Below are 19,228 nucleotides of genomic sequence, written 5' to 3'. Positions count from 1 at the left end.
GCTTGCCCCGGAAGCCTCGGCGGGACATTTCAGTGCCCGCCGCCGTCGCCTGATCCGCCCGGCCCGGGCGGAGAGGGAAAGATCGCCAGATGGCAAAGGGTGCAAAAACCGCCAAACTCATCGCCGCCGGGACCGCCGCGGCCTGCCTCGTCGCCTTTGTGGCGGGGGCCAACACCATCGTTCCGACGACCCGCACCGGCGGGCTGGCCGCGCAGGGAGCGCCAATGCGGCCGGAGCTGAAGGTGGCCGACCGCTATGTCGACCGGCAGCGGCGGATGCTGAAGGTGAACTTCGAGCGGACCGGCTTCGGCCCGCAGTCGCCGCGCGACATTGATGCGGTTGCGGGCACCAACCCGGTGCATTTTGCCGCCGCCCCGGACGCCAGCGAGATGAACCTGTGCAACATCCACTTTCACGAGAGTGCCGAGCACCGGGGCGGAGAATTTCGCACGTATCGGGGCAATGGCAACGGCAAGGGGTATGAGACCGGCTTCGTCTACGACGGCGCGCTGAGTGCGGCAGAACTCAAGCCGCTCGCAGCCCCGATTGCCGACAAGGGCCATGGCGGGCTGGAGCCGGGCGACACGATCGAGGTGCATTGGGTGTTTTCGACCGCCGAGGTTGCGCCGGGCCCGACGCTGGGTGCCTGCCTGAAGGAGGGCGCAGCGACTCCCCGACTTCGGGTCGAGGCGCAGGTCTTCGTGCTGGTCAACGACCCCGCCGCGCTCGATTTCACCGCGCTGGCGGCGGTGAGCACGCGGGGCGGGCTGCATCAGGCGCTGGCCATCCCCTCGGACACCGGCACGCCCGTGGCCTATGCCGGCTCGACCACGGGGCCGGGCTACAACGAGGCGGGTTCGCCCTTTCAGGTCAGCTGGAGCGTGCGCCCGAAGGTGGCGAAGCTCGATATCACCTCTGTCGGGGAATGGCTGAAGGGCAACCCCTTTGACGAGGACCACGCCCACGGGGTGCGCAACCTCGTGGTGCAGCCCGAGCTTCTTTCGACCATCGGCGAGTAGACCGGCCGAGGCTTCAGCCCTCAGGGGGTGCCTGAAGAGATCAGGGCCTCCGGCGGGAGATATTTGGAGCAAGAAAATGGGCAATTTGACTTAAATTGTCCGGAGTGGTCTGGTCTGGTTTCTGGGCTGCCCGGGGCTGCCTCTGGATCGGGGAAGGGGCATGGAGTTCTGGATCGTGGCCGCGCTGGCGGCCTTCATGATGGGGCTGTCGAAGGGCGGGGTGCCGATGTTGGCGATGCTCTCGGTGCCGCTGATGTCGCTCTTCATGGACCCGGCGCTGGCGGCGGGGCTGCTGCTGCCGCTCTACATCGTGGCCGACTGGTATGCGGTCTATCTCTTCCGCCGGGCGTTTTCCGCGAAGCTCCTGAAGATCATGCTGCCGGGTGCGGTGGCGGGGATCGTGGCGGCGTTCTTTGCCGTGTCGGTGGTGCCGGGCGACGCGATCAAGCTGCTGGTGGCGGGGATCGGGATTTACTACCTCGTCGGTTCGGTGAAGGGCCGGTTTGCAAATCAAGCGCCCGCGCCGCGGGAGGCGGATGTGCCGCGGGGCGTGTTCTGGGGCACGCTGGCGGGGTTCACCAGCTATATTTCTCATGCCGGGGGGCCGCCATTTCAGGCCTATGTGCTGCCGCAGAAGCTGGACAAGATGGTCTATCTGGGGACGGTCACGATCTTCTTCTCGGTGGTCAACCTGCTGAAGGTGCCGCCCTATGTGATGGCCGGGCAGATCACCGGGGCGAGCCTTGGCGAGGCCGTCTGGCTGGCGCCCTTTGCCCTGGCCGGAGCATGGAGTGGCTCACGGGTGGCGCGCTGGCTGCCGGAGAAGGTGTTTTACCTGCTGGTGGAGGTGGCGCTGGCGGTGGTGTCTGGGAAGCTGGTTTGGGAGGTTTTGGTGGGGTGAGGGGGCTGGATGCCAATAACTTTTGCGGTCATCCTATGGGTCCGCTGTGCGGACAAAAGCGCCCGTCTTCGCTCGGGGGGTTAAACACCTCGATTCGCAAGAGGCATTTTTTTTGCAGGGCTTTCGTGGAATGACTGAGGCTCGTGCGGTGCAGAAACCGACACCTATTGATCTTAACAGAACCGTTGTCATCGGAAATACCGCGTCCGGTAAAAGCTGGTTATCTGGGAGGCTGGGTAAAAGGCTCTCATCACCTGTCGTCGATCTTGATCGCATCCACTGGATTAATGGAGATTATCGCCGGAAGGAAAAGAAGGTGATTGCAGTCGAAAAGACACAAAGAGCGGCAGAGAGAGAAAAATGGATCATCGAAGGTGTATATGGCGCCTTGATAAGCCCGATCATTGACCGCGCAACCTGCCTCATCTGGACGGATATTCCGTGGTCCGAGTGTCGTAGGAACTTGTTCTCCAGAGCATCTGCTCTTGGCTCTCTTAATAATATCGCGGAATTAGAAGTATGGGCCGAAAATTATTGGCGCAGGAATTCAGAATCATCCTACGGTGCTCATCTTCGGCTTTTTGAGGGTTTCAATGGTCCAAAGTTCCGACTGAAGAATATGGATGAAACCTCATGTTTTGCGCAGGACATTGAGACAAGCTGAGCAAGGTTCCCGTAGCCACGGAAAGTGCTCAAAGAGACCGCCCAATCTCACTCCCGCTTCCCGAACAACACCTTCTGGGCGTCCTTGTTGTCCTGCAGGTTCGCCCGTTTCTCCGCCGCAAGCGCCTTGCCTTTTTGCACGGCCTCCCGCTCCCCGACCTGGTCGAGCCAGCGGGAGAAGTGGGGTTTGTCGGAGATGTCTTGCTGCTGGCCTTCCCAGAGGATGGCCCAAGGCCAGATGGCCATGTCGGCGATGGAGTAGGTCGGGCCGGCGACGTATTCGTTTTCGGCGAGGCGGCGGTCGAGGACGCCGTGGAGGCGGTCCACCTCGTTGCGGTAGCGGTCCTTGGCGTAGGGCAGGTCGTTGGGCGGGTCCATCGAGGGGGCGTATTTGAGGAAGTGGTGGGCTTGCCCCGCCATGGGGCCGAGGCCGCCCATTTGCCACATCAGCCATTCTTCGACCGCGATGCGCTCGCGTTCGCTCTCGCCGTAGAAGCGCCCGGTCTTGCGGGCCAGATACATCAGGATCGCGGCGCTCTCGAAGATCGAGACGGGTTCGCCGCCCGGCCCTTCGGGGTCGACGATGGCGGGCATGCGGTTGTTGGGGGCGATCTTGAGGAAATCGGGTTTGAACTGGTCGCCCGCGCCGATGTTCACGAGGTGGGTCTCGTAGGGCAGGCCCATCTCCTCCAGCGCGATGGAGACCTTCCAGCCGTTGGGTGTGGGCCAGTAGTAGAGATCGATGGGTGCCATGCTGTACTCCTGAAAATGTCAGGGGTCAGGATGGACTGCGCTGCCCGAAAGGCAAGAGCCGCGTGCCGGGCGCGGGGCGCTGGGGCGGGCTGGCGGAGGCGAGGGCGGCGGAGAGGCGCGGCAGCAGGGAGGCGTCGGAGAGGGCCGAGCGGTAGAGGTCAAAGAGGCCGGGGGTGAGATAAGTGGCGCCGTGGCAGACCCATGTTTGCGGCGCGGCGACCGGGTGGCCGATGCGGGCGAGCGTGGCGCGGGCAGTGGCGCAGGAGAGGTCGAGATCATGCCAGCCGGGGCGGCCTGCCATGCCGCGCGACAGGGTGGCGTGGCCACGGCGGCCGGGCGCGAAGCCGTATTCCATCGCCATGTCGTAGAGGCGGTTCTGACGGGCGGTAACATTGAGCACATCGAGCGCTGCCCCGGCGGCGCAGTCGAGGGCGCGGGCGGCGGCGGGGCGAAACTCGCAGGCGGCCAGAAGGATGGCGCGGCGGGCGGTGCCGGGGGCCATGTGGCGCAGGGCTTGCAGGGCGACGCGGGCGCCGAGCGAATGGGCGATGAGGGAGATGCGGCGCTCGGGGGCCAGCGCGGCGGCGATCTCGGTGAGTTCGGCGAGGGCGCGGCCAGCCTCGGGGGCGCGGGCATAGGCGCGCCAGATCGAGCCGCGGCTCTCCCAGCCGAAGCCGAGGGCGACCGGCGCATCGGCGTCGTGCTGGCCGAGCCGCCGCCCCCAGGCCTCGGGGCAGGTCGGGCCATAGAGCTTGCGGTGCGGGCAGCGGGCAGGCGTGCGGGGCGAATAGGAGAGCCCGTGGACCATGATCGCGATGGGCGCATCGGGCGCGGCCTCGGCAAGCGCGGAGCGGAGGCGGGCGACAGTACCGGCGGGATCCTCCAGCCGGGGGCCTTCGGCATTGGCATGGGTCAGGGGCATCGGGGATCTCCCCACAATATCTGGGGGTTGGATGCCCGATGTTTACAACGCTGGCATTAAGCGCCGGTTACAGCGGTGTGACACTCGGGTAAGCCGGGAACGCGGCGGGTGCGGGATGCGTTGGGGATTTATGGCATATGACATGACGACGACCCGCCGCCGCGCGCTGCACTGGATCAGGCGAAACGTGGAGCTGCGCACGCTGCTGGTGCTGGCCGTGGTGGTGGGCGGGGTCTGGGCCTTTGGCGAATTGGCCGATGAGGTGATCGAGGGCGAGACCCGAAGCCTCGACGAGGCGCTCCTGCTGATGTTCCGCACGCCGGGCGACTTGACCGACCCAATCGGGCCGGGCTGGGTGGAGGTCATGGGCCGCGACCTGACGGCGCTGGGCGGGGCGCTGGTGCTGAGTATCTTCACCTTCGCGGTTGCAGGGTTTTTCGCCATTCGCCGGAGCTGGGGCACGGTGGTGTATCTGCTGGCCTCGGTGGGCGGGGGCATCGCGATTTCGCACAGCGCGAAGCTGCTGTTCGACCGGCCACGCCCCGACCTTGTGCCGCATGGGGTGGAGGTGATCACCTCGTCCTTCCCCTCGGGCCATTCGATGATGGCCGCCGTGACTTACCTGACGCTGGGCGTGCTGGTGGCGCGGGTGATGCCGGGGCGGGCGCTGAAGGTGTATATTCTTGCGCTGGCGGTGCTGATGACGGTGCTGGTGGGGGTGAGCCGGGTCTATCTGGGCGTGCACTGGCCGACGGATGTGCTGGCCGGATGGCTGGCGGGTGCGGCCTGGGCGATGGCGTGTTTTCTCGGGGCGCGGTGGCTTTCGCGGCGGGGGGCAGTGGAGCCGGAAGCCCCGCCTGCACATGCGGGGCCGCCGGAGGGGTGAGGGGCGCGGTCAGTTCAATGGTCAGTTCAGCAGCGCGCTGAGCAGGCCGAGGACGGCGACGGTTTGGAGCGTGTCGCTGTCGATCTGCACCACACGATTGTCGATCACCCGGTATTCCTGCCCGCGGGGCGGCTTTGGCAGGCGTTTGAGCTGGGCCTGCGTGGGGGCGTGGCCGCGTTTTTCGGTGGAGCGTTTGGCGGCGTGGCGGTCGTCCTTTTTGTCGGCGCGGTGGTTGGCCTGAGGGTTGTGCTGGCGGGTGTCCTGCCGCGCTTCGCCGCGCTGGGGCTGGGTGCAAGCGCCGCGCTGGCCCTCGGCGCAGGGCCGGGCCTCGGGCGCGGCGAAGGCGGCGGGAGCGGTGGCGATCGTGGTGACGACGATAAGGACGGTGGCGAGTGCTCGATTCATCTGGGTCTCTCCCATGTTGGTTGCCAGCATGACACGGGGCAGGCCGCGCGATCCGTCGGCGGGGTGGCGGGAGATTTTCCACCGTAAAGGCTTGACGGTGGGGGCGACCGGGAGGGTGCACTGGGTGGCGCATCAGTGCTGAACCGGTAGTATATGCGCAGACCGGGGTTGCGTGAGAGTGAACAACACATGAAGTGGAGCAAGCTGAAGCAGCGTGCCGAGGCGCAGTTTGCTGACAGCCTGCGGGGGCGTATCGAGGTCTGGACGACGCGCTACCGGGGATCCCACGATCAAGTTGGCGAGAGCTGGATCACGGTCGATGGCAAGCGGATATTCAGTGCCGGGACCTTGAGGTTCTGGGCCCAATATTGGGACGCACGTGCCGGGCTTCGAGCCACGCAATCTAACGAGCCGACGACACTGGACGAAATGTTCGCCCGGGAACGTGCGATTGAGGTCTCCTTGGCAGAAGAGGGAGTTTTGGGAACTTGGAACTTCAACGAAGCCCTGTTTGATCTTCTGAACATTTCCATCGAAGACGCCATGCATTCGGAGGACATGATCGTTCGGGCCTTCGGCATGCTCGACCGTCGTCTCGGCAAGCGGCGGCTGCGGGCGCTGGACGTACGCGAGGAGTCACCGCTCGTGCAGCTCCTGTATGCGATCCGCTGCGAGGCGGAGGGCATTCGTCCGCACGCGGGCGCTGAAGGGTAGCGGCGGTGGACAAATTGCACGCCCTACGGGATTGACGCGGAGCTTGCGCAGGCGTAATCCCCCCTCACAAGTGGCGATTTGTTCACCGGATTGCGGGCCACTCTAAACACTTCCGCTAAAGAGGTCAGGCAGGAGAGAGTCCTCACGGCTTGGCAGCGGTGAGGGCTTTTTGTTTGGCGAAGGAGGCCAACCATGTCTGAACGGAAGACACGCACCAAGCTGGTTCATGGCGGCACGCGGCGCTCGCAGTATGGCGAGGTCAGCGAGGCGATTTTTCTGACCCAGGGGTTTGTTTACGAAAGCGCGGCACAGGCCGAGGGGCGGTTCGAGGCGCTGGGCGAGGATGAGTTCATCTATGCTCGCTACGGCAACCCGACGGTGCGGATGTTCGAGGAGCGGATCGCGCTGCTGGAAGGCGCGGAGGATGCCTTTGCAACGGCCTCCGGCATGGCGGCGGTGAATGCCGCGCTGGTCGCGCCATTGAAGGCGGGGGACCATGTGGTGAGTTCCCGCGCGCTGTTCGGCTCCTGCGAGTACATCCTCAGCGAGGTGCTGACCCGCTTTGGCGTGGAGGTCGAGTTCGTCGATGGCACGGACCTCAGCGCGTGGAAGGCCGCGATCCGGCCCGACACCAAGCTGGTGTTCTTCGAGGCGCTCTCGAACCCGACGTTGGAAGTGATTGATATCAAAGGCGTCTCCGAGTTGGCCCATGCGGTGGGTGCGCTGGTGGTGGTCGATAACGTCTTTGCCACGCCGGTCTTCCAGCGGTCGCTGGAGCTGGGGGCGGATGTGATCGTCTACTCGGCCACCAAGCATATCGACGGGCAGGGCCGGGTGCTGGGCGGTGTGGTGCTGGGCACGCAGGAGTTCATCCGCAAGACGCTGGAGCCCTACCTCAAGCACACCGGCGGGGCGATGAGCCCGTTCAACGCCTGGGTGCTGCTGAAAGGGCTGGAAACGCTCGATCTGCGCTGCCGGGCGCAGGCGGAGAATGCCGAGAAGGTGGCCCGGGCGCTGGTCGGCCACGAGAAGGTGCAGGCGGTGCTCTACCCCGGCCTGCCGGACCACCCGCAGCACAACATCGCGCTGGCGCAGATGGAGAAGCCGGGCACAGTGGTGAGCTTCGAGATCAAGGGTGGCAAGGAGGCGGCCTTCCGCTTTCTGGATGCGCTGGAGATCGCGGTGATCTCCAACAATCTGGGGGATGCGAAGAGCATCATCACCCATCCGGCCACCACCACCCACCAGCGGCTCTCGGACGAGAAGAAGGTGGCGCTGGGGATCAGCCCCGGGCTGGTGCGGCTGAGCCTTGGAATCGAGGATGGCGACGATCTGGTGGCGGATGTGATGCAGGCGCTGGAGATGGCCTGACCGGCCTGTCGACACGCGTTTTCACTGCATCAGAGGAGAGGGCCCATGACCGCCCGTATTCCCGCCCCCAATTCCGCCGCTAAACCCACTGGCGATTTCCGTCATCTCACGCTCTGGCCGGCCAGTGGCGCGCGCTATGGCGACGGCAGCCTTGCCGCGCCGCGGCCGCAGGTGCAGCGGCCGGATATGGCCGATTTGCCCCCTCAAGCGTCGCCGCAGACACAAGGATAACTTGCAAGGCGGGGTATTTGCCCCATATGCAGGCCATGGCCCGCACCCGGTTGAAAGGGGGAAATTGCCATGAATATCCACGCTGCCACGCTGGACGAGACCACCGAGGAAGAGGCGCGCGCCGCGCTGGAAAAGCTGCGGCGCTGGGCGGAAAAGGCCACGCCGGAGGAGGTTGCGGCGCTCGATCCGGCGATCTCGCGGCTTTTGCCTGACGCGCCCTTGCCGAATTACCCCGCGCTGGCGCGGGCCTATCCTGAAGAATTCACGGTGGACGAGGCCTACAAGGCCGGGCTGCCGGATTTGCAGAACGGGCCTTCGAGCCTGATCCGGGGGGCGCGGCAGCATATCGAGCATGTGGGCATCAGCAATTTCCGCCTGCCGATCCGCTTTCATACCCGCGATGGCGGGGGGATCACGCTGGAGACCTCGGTCACCGGCACGGTGAGCCTTGAGGCGGAAAAGAAGGGCATCAACATGAGCCGCATCATGCGGACCTTCTATGCGCAGGCCGAGAAGGAATTTTCGCTCGATGTGATCTCGGAGACGCTGGAGGCTTACAAGGGCGATCTGGAGAGCTTTGATGCCCGCATCCAGATGCGGTTTTCGTTCCCGATGAAGGTGGGCAGCCTGCGGAGCGGGCTGGAGGGCTACCAGTATTACGATATTGCGATGGAGGTGGTCGACGCGGGCGGGCGGCGCAAGAAGCTGATGCATCTCGATTACGTCTATTCGAGCACCTGCCCCTGTTCGCTGGAGCTTTCGGAGCACGCGCGGCGGGCGCGCGGGCAGCTGGCGACGCCGCATTCGCAGCGCTCGGTGGCACGGGTCAGCGTGGAGTGTCTGCCGGGCGCGCGGCTGTGGTTCGAGGATCTGGTGGAGTTGTGCCGCAAGGCGGTGCCCACGGAGACGCAGGTGATGGTGAAGCGCGAGGACGAGCAGGCTTTTGCGGAGTTGAACGCGGCCAATCCGATTTTCGTGGAAGATGCGGCGCGGTCGTTTTGCGAGGCGTTGCAGGCGGAGCCGCGTGTGGGGGATTTCCGGGTGGTGGCGAGCCATCAGGAGAGCCTGCACTCGCATGATGCGGTGGCGGTGCTGACGGAAGGCGAGACCTTCGCGGCGCAGAGCCTTGATCCGAAGCTGTTCACGACATTGGTGCATGGCGGGTAGGGCGGGTTGAGCTGCGCGCCCTGCACGGAGTCAAGCCGAAGGCGCCGTGCAGCGCCGACCCGCCCCCCGGGGCGGCGCTTTGGTGAAGTTAGGACTGACCTCAAACGTCGAGCTACCACGGCACGATAAAATGCTATGCACAGCCGTTGCGAGCGCCACCCCGCAGGTCGGCGCTGCACGGCTTGCGTGTGCTCTACGAGAGGAGATTCGGGGCAAGTCCCGGCTTACAGTCGCTTCGACATCCGGGCGAGGTGGTGGGTTGTGTCGCCCACCGTGTAGCTGCCGGTGTGACCGGTCGCGGTGAAGCCCTCACGCTCCCAAAAGGCGCGGCCGCGCGGGTTGGCCTTCAGCACGGCGAGGGTAAGGGCGGGGCTGCGGGCGGCGCGGGCGCGGGCTTCGACTTCGGCGAGGAAGGCGCGGCCGTGGCCTGCGCCGCGCGCCCAGGGGCCGAGGAGCATGAGGCCGAGGTAGGCGTCGCCCGGGTCGGGGAAGCCGAAGGAGAGTTCGGCGAGGCCGGAGAGGCGCGGGCCGAGGAAGAGGCCGAGGCGGTGAGCGTCCGCCGGGTCGCAGCCGGGCGGGCCGTCGGTGAAGAAGGCGCGGGCCTTGGCGGGGCCGGGAGCCTCGCCGTCTGCCATCAGAAAGTAGTCGGGGGCCTCCTTGTAGAAGGCGGTGATGGCGGCGAGGTCGCGCTCGGCGGTGAGTTGGCGGATGCTGCGCTGGGTCATTCTGCGGGGGCGAGGCGGGTGAGGCCGTCGCGTGGGGCTTCGCTGGCGGGGAGTTTCACCTCAGTGGCGAGGCCGAGGGATTTGAGCGTGCGGATGAACCAGAAGCCCGGGTCGAGTTGGCCGCGCTCGACGCCGAGCCGGGCCGAATGGGGGAAGGCGTGGTGGTTGCCGTGCCAGTTTTCACCGAAGGTGACGAGCGACCAGCCGGGGAGGTTGTAGCCCTGCACCGGCAGGCCCGCGATGTGCCAGCCCTGATGGCCGGAGCGGTGGCAGAAGTGGCCGACCATCCAATGCATTGTGAGCGAGACCCAGACGCGCAGGCAGATGCCCCAGAGCACCCATCCCCAGCCGCCGAGGAGCCAGAGGGCAAGGGCGAGCGGGAGTTGCTGGGCCATCCATGTGCGTTCGGTGAAGCGGTAGAACGAGTCGCTGGTGACTTCCGGTTCGATTTCGAGGCGCGGCGGGTGGGCGAGCTGGTAGCGACACATGAGTTGCCAATAGGCATCGCGGAAGAAGTCTGCCCCGTGCGAGGGGTGAGGTGGGCAGCGGTCTTGCCGCTGATGCCAGTCGCGCATGTCATGAGCGCGGATCATGCCCATCGGCCCGGCCATGCCGACGAGGGTGCCGAGCCAGACCAGGAGCCGCTCCAGCCAGAGCGGCGTGCGGAAACTGCGGTGGATCAGCAGGCGGTGCATGCCCACGGAATGCCCGGCGCAGATGGTGACGGCGGTGAGGAAGAGAAAGGCGGCGAGGCCGCCCCATGAAGGGAAGAGGATGAGCGCGGCGAGACCGCCCAGACCGTGCCCGGCCCACCAGAGCGCCCGGAGCGGCTCGAACTCCACGCGGCCCGCCATGCCATCGCAGCCCGGCCCGGCCTTCACCCGCTCTGTATCGACCAGTTTCAACCCACTCTCCGCGCCCGCTGTGACCTATCGGAACATAAAGCGTCGTATTGGAGCAATCGGATTGTGCCGGAAGCCATAACGTCGGCCTCAACCCGGATTGACGCGCGGGCGCGCGCGGTTACTCCGGGGCCTCAGACATTGACCCCCGCAAGGACGCCACATGAGCACCTATACCCTGACCGTGACCTGCCCCTCGACCCGTGGAATCGTGGCGGCGATCTCGGGTTTTCTGGCCGAGAAAGGCTGCAACATCACCGACTCCGCGCAGTTCGACGATCCGGGGACCGGCAACTTCTTTATGCGGACGAGCTTCAACTCGGAGGAAGGGGTGCCGCTGGAGGCGCTGCGCGAGGCTTTCGGCACGGTTGCGGAGCCGTTCAGCATGGAATGGGCAATCCATGACGATGCGCAGAAGATGAAGGTGATCATCATGGTCAGCCGTTTCGGGCACTGCCTGAACGACCTGCTCTACCGCTGGCGGATCGGAGCCTTGCCGGTGGAGATCGTGGCGGTGATCTCCAACCACCTCGACTATCAGAAGGTGGTGGTGAACCACGATATCCCGTTCCACCACATCAAGGTGACGAAGGAGAACAAGCCGCAGGCCGAGCAGCGGATCATGGATGTGGTGGAGGAGACCGGGGCGGAGTTGATCGTGCTGGCGCGCTACATGCAGGTGCTGAGCGATGCGATGTGTACCAAGATGGCGGGGCGGATCATCAACATCCACCACTCGTTCCTGCCGAGCTTCAAGGGGGCGAACCCCTATAAGCAGGCGTTCGAGCGCGGCGTGAAGCTGATTGGCGCGACGGCGCATTTTGTGACCGCCGATCTGGATGAGGGGCCGATCATCGAACAGGACACGGTCCGGGTGACCCACGCGCAGAGCGGGGAGGATTATGTGAGCCTTGGCCGCGATGTGGAGGCGCAGGTGTTTGCCCGGGCGATCCATGCGTTCATTCACCACCGGGTGCTGATGAACGGGACGAAGACGGTGGTGTTCCCTGCCTCGCCGGGGGGGTATCGCTCGGAGCGGATGGGCTAGGGCGCGGGGCCTGTCCGGACCCAGGAGGGCTTGGCGGCGCGCCGGTGCCTTGGTGCCTGAATGAAATTGCTGAGGTCGGAGTGGGGGCCAGCCCCCACACCCCCGGAGATATTTGCAGCAAGAAAATGGGGCAGGGCGGCGCGTTAACCTTGATTTGCGGTGAACCGGCGGCGGCGGGGTGCTTGACAGTCTCGGGCCCTCACGCCAACCGTTCCCCCCATGTTGGACGTTCGCCCGGTCGGTTACGTTATCGGCCTTCTCACTGCCATTCTCGGGGTCATGATGCTGCTGCCCATGGCGGCCGATCTCTATTTCGGCAACAGCCAGTGGCCGGTGTTTCTGGAAAGCGCGATCATCACCGTGCTGACGGGCGGGTTGATTGCGCTGGCCTGCGCAAACGGGGTGACCGAGGGGCTGACCCTGCGCCAGACCTTCCTGTTGACCGTGCTGGTCTGGGTGGCGTTGCCGCTTTTCGGGGCGATCCCCTTCATCCTAGGGGCGACCGAAGCGCGGGTGGTGGATGCCTTCTTTGAGGCAATGTCGGGCCTGACGACCACGGGCTCCACCGTGTTCACCGGGCTGGACAACCTGCCGAAGGGGATCTTGCTTTGGCGCGGGATCCTGCAATGGCTGGGCGGAATCGGGATCATCGTTGTGGCAATGGTGTTCCTGCCTGAGCTGAAGGTCGGGGGGATGCAGATTTTCCGCTCGGAAGCCTTTGAGACGATGGGGAAGATCTTGCCAAGGGCGACGCAGATCGCGGCGCAGATCTCGGTGATCTACATCGGGATCACGCTGGCCTGCCTGCTGACCTACCTTTTTCTGGGGCTGAACGGGTTTGATGCGCTGGTGCATGCGCTCACCACGGTCAGCACCGGGGGGTTCTCAAATTACGACGCCAGCTTTGGCACCTTTCAGGGGGCGCCGGAATATGCTGCCTCGGTCTTCATGGTGCTCGCGGCGCTGCCCTTCGTGCGTTACGTGCAAATGGTGAACGGCCATGTCACACCGCTGTGGCGCGACAGCCAGGTGCGGGTGTTTCTGGCGATCATCGCACTGCTGGTGGTGATCACCACGCTAATCCTGACCTCGATCTTTCCGCATCATTGGGAGCAAGCGATGCGGGAGGGGCTTTTCAACATCACCTCGATCATGACCGGCACCGGCTATGCTTCGGTGGATTACATGCAGTGGGGCGGGTTCCTCGTGATCATGTTCTTCTTTATCGGGCTGATCGGGGGGTGCGCTGGATCGACCGCCTGCTCGGTGAAGATCTTCCGTTACCAGCTGCTCTTTGCGTCGATCCGGAGCCAGATCCGCACGATCCACTCGCCCTCGGGCGTGTTTACCCCGCGCTACGAGGGGCGGCCGATCGGGCAGGATGTGCTCTCGTCGGTGATGAGCTTCTTCGTGCTCTTCACCGTGTCGATGGGCGGGCTGGCGGTGCTGCTGAGCTTCACCGGGCTGGATTTTGTGACCTCGATCTCCGGCGCGGCGACGGCGATTGCGAACATCGGGCCGGGGCTGGGCGATATCATCGGGCCGGCGGGGAACTTCAGCACGTTGAACGACACCGCGAAGTGGCTTCTGGCCGCCGGGATGCTGGTGGGGCGGCTGGAGGTGCTGGCGGTTTACGCGCTGTTTACGGTGAACTTCTGGCGGTCGTAGCGGGGGCAGGTGACCTGCCCCGCGGAACTATCAGCGCTGATGCATAGGGTGGGCATAATGCCCACCCAAGGGGCCTTCAGGCGGGGCTACATGCCCGCCTTCGCTTACTCCCAGCAGCTCACCAGAACGGTCATGCCCTCGGCCAGCGTTGTGATGTCTTCCGGCGCCAGCGCGGTGGCGCTTTCGGAGGCGGCGGGGGCGAGACCAGCGGCGGAGAGGAACTCGGCGATGGTGGGCACGGAGGCGGCGAATTGCACGTTCTCCGGCAGTTGGCGGCCACCGTCTTCGGCGCGCGACAGAAGCATGCCGAGGACGGCGCCGGACTGGTCGATCACCGGGCCGCCAGCATCTCCCGGCAGGGCGGATACTTCGAGCCGTTGCATCCCGTTCTCGCCGTTCAGCCCGCGCAGGTCGGCGAGGGTGCCGAAGGTGACGGTCGGCAGGCTCAGGGTGTCTTCGTAGCTGTAACCGGCCACGGCGACCTCGGACTGGAGCCGGGGCGTGGCGGCGGCAAAGCGGGCGTGGCCGAGCGGGGCCAGCGGCTCGCGCGGCTTCAGCAGGGCCAGGCCCAGCGTGTCGTTACGGGCGGCGATTTCTGCCTCGTAGGTTTCATCGATCGTGACCCGGCCGCACTGGCCCAGCACCTCGGTGGTGGTGAGCACGGCGCCGCTGGCGTCGATGTAGAAGCCGGAGCGGGAGACCTCGGGGGTGCGGATCTCGAGGCCTGCCAGCAGATCGACCCGCTGCTCCTCGCTCGCGGATCCGGCGGTATCGGGCAGGATCGCGGCGGTGGGGGTGAAGCTTTCGCGCATCTGGGTGACCACGGCGTTCATGATCTTGGCGTCTTCGGGCTTCCAGACGAGGGTGAAGCCCTTCACCGCGCCGCCATCGAGGCGGGCGTAGGTGTAGCTGTGCAGCTCGGCGTTTTGCCCGGTGAGGGTGAAGCTGCGCTCGGAACGGCTGCGCTCGCCCTCTTCGGGGACGATCGTGAGCGTTTGCAGGATGTCGTAGAGGCCGTAGAGCGTGCGCTGGTCGCCGGACTGCGAGATCAACAGCAGGCGCACGCCGCGGTCGTTGCTGGGCGTGTAGTGGATGAAGGGCGGCTCAACGTGGTCGAACTCGACGAGGCCGAGCGGGGCGATCACATCAATGCCGGCGCGGCTGTCGGTCAGCTGGGCGAGGCCGAGGGCGGCGAACTGGGCGCGGTAGCCCTCCACCAACTCGCGGCGCTGGGAGGTGGTGAGGATGCCGGTCGGTTCATAGCCGCGGGAGGCCTGATAGTCGGCCATGGAGCCACGGGTGCCACGGCCAAAGGAGGCATCGATGGCGCCTTGGTAGAAACCTTCCCACTTCAGCGCTTCTTGGAGCTCGGCGCGCTCTTCGCGGCTGAGCTGGGCTTCGGAGCGGCGGGCCTGGGCCGGGGTTTCGTCAGGAAGGGCGGGCTCGGGCGTGGCCTCGACGACCGCTTCCGGCTCCGTGCCGGCCTCGGGCGCCGCCTCGGCGCCGGTGGAGGGTGCGGCGGAGGGCTCCACGGCGGGGGCATTCAGCGTGTCGGCGCCCACGGGCCAGAACTGCTGGCGGAATTGCTGGGGGAAGGCGATGAAACTGTCAGCCGGGATCAGGCGCTCGCGGCGCAGGGCGGCAAGCTCGCGGTCGGCGTCATCGGGGGTGTAGGGGCCGAGGGCGATGGCGTACCAGCCGGAGCGCATGCGGAAGCCTGCGGTGTTGGGGAAGGCGGCGGCATAGGCGCGGGCGCGGGCCTCTGCCTCGGCCAGCGTGGGCTGTGCCTCGATCTGCACCCAAACGGTGCCTTGGGCCTGCGCCGTGCCACCCCCGGCCACCACCAGCGAAAATACCATCAGGATCGCCGCAAAAATACGCTTCGTCACAATCGTCATGCCTGTCCCATATCCCGTTCCTGGCTGGGCTCTCAAAGGCCGCCCTGCTTGATTTCTGCGCAATCTATCAGCCCCTGCGCCGGGCGCACCCCAATTATGCGTGTGTTTGCGGGCAAGGGCCGGGGCGCGGCAGGGGGGCCACAGGCAAACGGTTTGACCGTCTCGCGCCCCGGCTCTATTGAGGCGCTGCACGTCAAAACCCCGAGGATCATGCGCCCCATGGCCGAGCAGACACGCCCCGACAAACCGCGTTCGTTTCAGGAGATCATCCTGCGGCTTCAGGCCTATTGGGGCGGCAAGGGCTGCGCCGTGCTCCAGCCCTATGACATGGAGGTGGGTGCAGGCACCTTTCACCCGGCGACGACCTTGCGTGCGCTGGGCAGCAAGCCTTGGGCGGCGGCCTATGTGCAGCCGTCGCGGCGGCCGACGGACGGGCGCTATGGCGACAACCCGAACCGGCTCCAGCATTACTACCAGTATCAGGTGCTGATCAAACCAAGCCCGCCCGACTTGCAGGAGCTTTACCTCGGCTCCCTCGCGGCCATCGGGATCGACGCCACGCTGCATGACATCCGCTTTGTCGAGGACGACTGGGAAAGCCCGACTCTGGGCGCTTGGGGCCTTGGCTGGGAGGTTTGGTGCGACGGGATGGAGGTGAGCCAGTTCACCTATTTCCAGCAGGTTGGCGGCCATGATTGCGCCCCGGTCAGCGGCGAGCTGACCTACGGGCTCGAGCGGCTGGCGATGTATGTGCTGGGCGTCGATCACGTGATGGAAATGCCGTACAACGACCCGCAGACCGAGATCGCCCTGACCTATGGCGACGTGTTCCGCCAGACCGAAGGCGAATACTCGCGCTGGAACTTCGACGTGGCCGATACCGAGACGCTGCTGCAGCACTTCAAGGATGCCGAGGCGGAGTGCGAGCGCATCCTCGCGGCGCCGGCGGAAGACCCGAAGACCGGCCGCCGGATCGTGATGGCGCACCCGGCCTATGACCAGTGCATCAAGGCGAGCCACCTGTTCAACCTGCTCGACGCGCGCGGGGTGATCTCGGTCACCGAGCGGCAGGCCTATATCGGCCGGGTCCGGGCGCTGGCCAAGCAATGCGCCGATGCCTTCGTGCAGACCGAGGCCGGGGGCTGGGTGCCGGAAGCCGCAGAATGAACGGCAAGATCGCAGGAGGGGCCATCGTGGGGGCTGCCGCTGTCGCCGGTGTGGCGATCTATTACCTTCAGGTTTACGGCTACTACGAGCGCGTGGAGCTGCGCACCGACATGCCCGCCGTGGAGCTGACCTCGCTGGTCTCGGGTCAGCCCGAGGAGATCATCGCAGACGGGTTCGAGGCGATCGACGCCGACAGCTCGCCGATCCGCTACCGCGCCTGCTTCACCACCACGATGAGCCAGGCCATGCTGAGCGAGACCTACGCGCCCTACGAGGGCGCCGTGCCGCTGACCGGGCCGGGCTGGTTTGATTGCTACGATGCCGAAGAGGTGGGCGAGGCGCTGACCGAGGGCCGCGCGATTGCCTACACCGGCGAGGAAAACATCGAATACGGGATCGACCGGGTGGTGGCGATCATGGACGACGGGCGGGGCTTTGTCTGGCACCAGATCAACCCCTGCGGCGAAGAGGTGTTTGACGGCAAGCCTGCCCCGGCTGGCTGCCCGGACCCAGCAGAATTCAAGGCGGCGACGCCACAGGAAGGCGAGAGCGATGGCTGATCTTCTGATCGAACTTTTCTCCGAGGAAATCCCGGCGCGGATGCAGCGCAAGGCCGCGGAAGACTTGAGAAAGCTGGTCACGGACGGGCTGGTGGAGGCGGGGCTGACTTATTCGGGCGCACGCGCGTTTTCCACGCCGCGCCGCTTGGCGCTGGCGGTCGATGGCCTGCCTGCCAAGAGCCCGGCGACCCGCGAAGAGCGCAAGGGCCCGCGGGTGGATGCGCCGGAGAAGGCGCTGGAGGGATTCTTGCGATCCACCGGGCTGGAGAAGAGCCAGCTCGAGGAGCGGGACGACAAGAAGGGCCGGGTGTTCTTTGCGGTGATCGAGAAGCCGGGGCGCGAGGCCGCCGGGATCGTGGCCGAGGTGCTGGAAGCGGCGGTGCGGGGCTTTCCGTGGCCGAAGTCGATGCGATGGGGCGCGGGCAGCCTGCGCTGGGTGCGGCCGCTGCACTCGATCCTCTGCATCCTGAGCGACGAGAGCGGCGCGCAGGTGGTGCCGTTGGAGATTGACGGGATCGCGGCTGGGGATGTGACACAGGGCCATCGGTTCTTGTCGTCAGGTGCGATTTCGGCTGCAAATTTCGAGGATTACGAGGCGAAGCTGAAGCGCGCCAAGGTGGTGCTGAGCGCTGAGGAGCGGGCCGAGACCATCGCCCATGACGCGGCGCAGCTGGCCTTTGCCAAGGGGCTGGAGCTGGTCGAGGACAAGGGCCTGCTGGCCGAGGTCTCGGGGCTGGTCGAATGGCCCGTGGTGCTGATGGGCGAGATCGAAGAGCAGTTTCGCGGTCTGCCGCCGGAGGTGCTTCAGACCTCGATGAAGGAGCATCAGAAGTTCTTTTCGGTGAAGAACGCCGAGGGCGGGATCGTGAGCTTTGTGACGGTCGCCAACATGGAAACGCGCGACAATGGCGCGACGATCCTTGCGGGCAACCAGAAGGTGCTGGCGGCGCGGCTCTCGGACGCGAAGTTCTTCTGGGAAAACGACCTGCGGGTGGCGAAGAGCGAGGGCATGGAGGCCTGGACCGCGCGGCTGGAGAACGTGACCTTCCACAACAAGCTGGGGAGCCAGGCCGACCGCATCGCGCGGATTGCCGCGCTCGCGGAGAGCCTCGCCCCGATGGTTGGCGCGGATGCCAAACTGGCCGGTCAGGCGGCGCGGGTGGCGAAGGCTGATCTTTCCTCCGAGATGGTCTTTGAATTCCCGGAACTTCAAGGGCTTATGGGGCGGTATTACAGTGATGCCTCAGGTCTGCCCGCCGAGGTGGCGGCGGCCTGCGAGGAGCATTACTCGCCGCTCGGGCCGTCGGACGACGTGCCGACAGTGCCCGTTTCGGTGGCCGTGGCGCTGGCCGACAAGCTGGACACGCTGACGGGGTTCTGGGCGATTGACGAGAAGCCGACCGGGAGCAAGGACCCGTTCGCGCTGCGGCGGGCAGCGTTGGGGGTGATCCGGCTGGTGCTGAACAACAACCTGCGGCTCCATCTCGACCGGCTGATCGACGCGCAACTGCTGCGCCACGAGATCGAGCCCGATGGCACCAAGGCGGCTGCCCTGCGCGATGCACTGCTGGCGGAGATCGCGCGGCACGGCGTTTTCGGCGCCGCCGCGCGGGCGGTGGTTGACGGGATCGAGGGCGATGCGCCCGAGTGGATCGAGAAGGTGACGGCCCATAGCCCCGACACCTCCGACGACCTCCTTGCCTTCCTCCACGACCGTCTCAAGGTGCATCTGCGCGACCAGGGCATTCGGCATGACGTGATCGACGCCTGCCTTGCCATGCCCGGCAAGGATGACCTGACGCTGCTGGTGAAGCGGGCTGAGGCGGTCCAGGCGTTCCTGTCCACCGACGATGGCGAGAACCTCGTGCAGGGGTTCAAGCGGGCGAACAACATCCTCAGCCAGGCCGAGGCGGCCGATGGGGTGGAGTATTCCTTTGGCCCCGATGTCAAGCTGGCAGAGGCCGAACAGGAGAAGGCGCTGTTTGCGGCGCTGGATGCCGCAGAGCCTTCGATCGCCAGCGCGGTGGAGGCCGAGGATTTTGCCGCCGCGATGGCGCGGATGGCGGCGCTGCGGGCTCCGATCGACGGGTTTTTTGAGGCTGTGCAGGTCAATGCAGACAGCGATGTGCTGCGCCGGAACCGGCTGAACCTGCTGCATCGCATCCGCGAGACCTGCTCGAAGGTTGCCGATTTGTCGCGGCTCGAAGGCTAAGCCCTTGGTCGGGTTG

19 protein-coding genes and 1 riboswitch are annotated in these 19,228 nt (G+C 65.8%); of the genes, 13 read left to right on the top strand and 6 right to left on the bottom strand.

Annotation, left to right across the window (positions count from 1 at the left end; translation table 11 throughout):
- Positions 1-89: 89 nt before the first annotated feature.
- The 3 genes from ACUXVX_RS15710 to ACUXVX_RS15700 all read left to right on the top strand — a co-directional run bounded on the left by ACUXVX_RS15710 (position 90) and on the right by ACUXVX_RS15700 (position 2,584).
- Entirely contained in the window at positions 90-1,019 is a 930-nt protein-coding gene (locus ACUXVX_RS15710) for a delta-class carbonic anhydrase (RefSeq protein WP_446309027.1), read from the top strand.
- Positions 1,020-1,179: 160 nt separating this feature from the next.
- A complete protein-coding gene (locus ACUXVX_RS15705; RefSeq protein WP_446309026.1) occupies positions 1,180-1,920 on the top strand; it encodes a sulfite exporter TauE/SafE family protein in 741 nt (246 codons plus the stop codon).
- Positions 1,921-2,050: 130 nt separating this feature from the next.
- A complete protein-coding gene (locus ACUXVX_RS15700) occupies positions 2,051-2,584 on the top strand; it encodes a hypothetical protein (RefSeq protein WP_446309025.1) in 534 nt (177 codons plus the stop codon).
- Between the two features lie 47 nt (positions 2,585-2,631).
- Here the strand turns inward: ACUXVX_RS15700 and ACUXVX_RS15695 are convergent, their stop codons facing one another.
- Positions 2,632-3,336 carry a glutathione S-transferase N-terminal domain-containing protein gene (locus ACUXVX_RS15695; protein WP_446309024.1) on the bottom strand — a complete coding sequence of 235 codons (705 nt, stop codon included), beginning with the start codon at positions 3,334-3,336 and terminating at the stop codon, positions 2,632-2,634.
- A 25-nt stretch (positions 3,337-3,361) separates the two neighbouring features.
- Positions 3,362-4,258 carry an alpha/beta hydrolase gene (locus ACUXVX_RS15690; RefSeq protein WP_446309023.1) on the bottom strand — a complete coding sequence of 299 codons (897 nt, stop codon included), beginning with the start codon at positions 4,256-4,258 and terminating at the stop codon, positions 3,362-3,364.
- Between the two features lie 142 nt (positions 4,259-4,400).
- Here ACUXVX_RS15690 and ACUXVX_RS15685 point away from each other — a divergent pair, with 142 nt between their 5' ends.
- A complete protein-coding gene (locus ACUXVX_RS15685; RefSeq protein WP_222494139.1) occupies positions 4,401-5,144 on the top strand; it encodes a phosphatase PAP2 family protein in 744 nt (247 codons plus the stop codon).
- Positions 5,145-5,165: 21 nt separating this feature from the next.
- Here ACUXVX_RS15685 and ACUXVX_RS15680 read toward each other — a convergent pair whose 3' ends face one another.
- On the bottom strand, positions 5,166-5,579 hold the full coding sequence (locus ACUXVX_RS15680) for a hypothetical protein (protein ID WP_446309022.1): 414 nt from the start codon (positions 5,577-5,579) through the stop codon (positions 5,166-5,168).
- Between the two features lie 159 nt (positions 5,580-5,738).
- On the opposite strand from ACUXVX_RS15680, the gene ACUXVX_RS15675 reads away from it, so the two are divergent.
- The 4 genes from ACUXVX_RS15675 (at position 5,739) to folE2 (ending at position 9,032) form a co-directional block, all read left to right on the top strand.
- On the top strand, positions 5,739-6,263 hold the full coding sequence (locus ACUXVX_RS15675; RefSeq protein ID WP_446309021.1) for an SF0329 family protein: 525 nt from the start codon (positions 5,739-5,741) through the stop codon (positions 6,261-6,263).
- A gap of 60 nt (positions 6,264-6,323) precedes the next feature.
- Positions 6,324-6,403, top strand: a riboswitch (SAM riboswitch).
- Between the two features lie 52 nt (positions 6,404-6,455).
- Complete coding sequence (gene metZ / locus ACUXVX_RS15670; RefSeq protein WP_446309020.1) at positions 6,456-7,634, top strand: O-succinylhomoserine sulfhydrylase; 1,179 nt, start codon at positions 6,456-6,458, stop codon at positions 7,632-7,634.
- Between the two features lie 45 nt (positions 7,635-7,679).
- The gene (locus ACUXVX_RS15665; RefSeq protein ID WP_446309019.1) at positions 7,680-7,865 is read left to right on the top strand and encodes a hypothetical protein; all 186 of its coding nucleotides are present in this window, start codon (positions 7,680-7,682) and stop codon (positions 7,863-7,865) included.
- A 69-nt stretch (positions 7,866-7,934) separates the two neighbouring features.
- Positions 7,935-9,032 (top strand): GTP cyclohydrolase FolE2, encoded by a 1,098-nt coding sequence (gene folE2 / locus ACUXVX_RS15660; RefSeq protein WP_222468672.1) that lies wholly within the window; start codon positions 7,935-7,937, stop codon positions 9,030-9,032.
- A gap of 224 nt (positions 9,033-9,256) precedes the next feature.
- Here the strand turns inward: folE2 and ACUXVX_RS15655 are convergent, their stop codons facing one another.
- On the bottom strand, positions 9,257-9,757 hold the full coding sequence (locus ACUXVX_RS15655) for an N-acetyltransferase family protein (RefSeq protein ID WP_446309018.1): 501 nt from the start codon (positions 9,755-9,757) through the stop codon (positions 9,257-9,259).
- Positions 9,754-10,662, bottom strand: coding sequence for a fatty acid desaturase (locus ACUXVX_RS15650; RefSeq protein ID WP_446309017.1), 909 nt, complete (start codon positions 10,660-10,662; stop codon positions 9,754-9,756). Before ACUXVX_RS15650 ends, ACUXVX_RS15655 begins: the two co-directional genes overlap by 4 nt.
- A 160-nt stretch (positions 10,663-10,822) precedes the next feature.
- Between ACUXVX_RS15650 and purU the strand changes: the two genes are divergently transcribed.
- Both purU and ACUXVX_RS15640 read left to right on the top strand, forming a co-directional pair.
- Positions 10,823-11,707, top strand: coding sequence for a formyltetrahydrofolate deformylase (purU, locus tag ACUXVX_RS15645; protein WP_446309016.1), 885 nt, complete (start codon positions 10,823-10,825; stop codon positions 11,705-11,707).
- Between the two features lie 219 nt (positions 11,708-11,926).
- On the top strand, positions 11,927-13,375 hold the full coding sequence (locus ACUXVX_RS15640; protein ID WP_222468676.1) for a TrkH family potassium uptake protein: 1,449 nt from the start codon (positions 11,927-11,929) through the stop codon (positions 13,373-13,375).
- A 104-nt stretch (positions 13,376-13,479) separates the two neighbouring features.
- On the opposite strand, the gene ACUXVX_RS15635 is transcribed toward ACUXVX_RS15640, so the two are convergent.
- Positions 13,480-15,273, bottom strand: a complete 1,794-nt coding sequence (locus ACUXVX_RS15635; RefSeq protein WP_446309015.1) for a trypsin-like peptidase domain-containing protein — start codon at positions 15,271-15,273, stop codon at positions 13,480-13,482.
- Between the two features lie 219 nt (positions 15,274-15,492).
- Here ACUXVX_RS15635 and ACUXVX_RS15630 point away from each other — a divergent pair, with 219 nt between their 5' ends.
- Genes ACUXVX_RS15630 through glyS form a run of 3 tightly spaced genes read left to right on the top strand, consistent with a single transcriptional unit; the run spans position 15,493 to position 19,212 of the window.
- Positions 15,493-16,440, top strand: a complete 948-nt coding sequence (locus ACUXVX_RS15630; RefSeq protein ID WP_446309014.1) for a glycine--tRNA ligase subunit alpha — start codon at positions 15,493-15,495, stop codon at positions 16,438-16,440.
- On the top strand, positions 16,437-17,000 hold the full coding sequence (locus ACUXVX_RS15625; RefSeq protein WP_222468679.1) for a DUF6446 family protein: 564 nt from the start codon (positions 16,437-16,439) through the stop codon (positions 16,998-17,000). Before ACUXVX_RS15630 ends, ACUXVX_RS15625 begins: the two co-directional genes overlap by 4 nt.
- Positions 16,993-19,212 (top strand): glycine--tRNA ligase subunit beta, encoded by a 2,220-nt coding sequence (gene glyS / locus ACUXVX_RS15620; protein WP_446309013.1) that lies wholly within the window; start codon positions 16,993-16,995, stop codon positions 19,210-19,212. The genes ACUXVX_RS15625 and glyS overlap by 8 nt, the downstream gene beginning before the upstream one ends.
- The last annotated feature ends 16 nt before the right edge of the window (positions 19,213-19,228 follow it).

The organism is Vannielia sp. SX4 (assembly GCF_052828525.1).
This window is presented reverse-complemented; position numbering and strand designations above follow the sequence as displayed.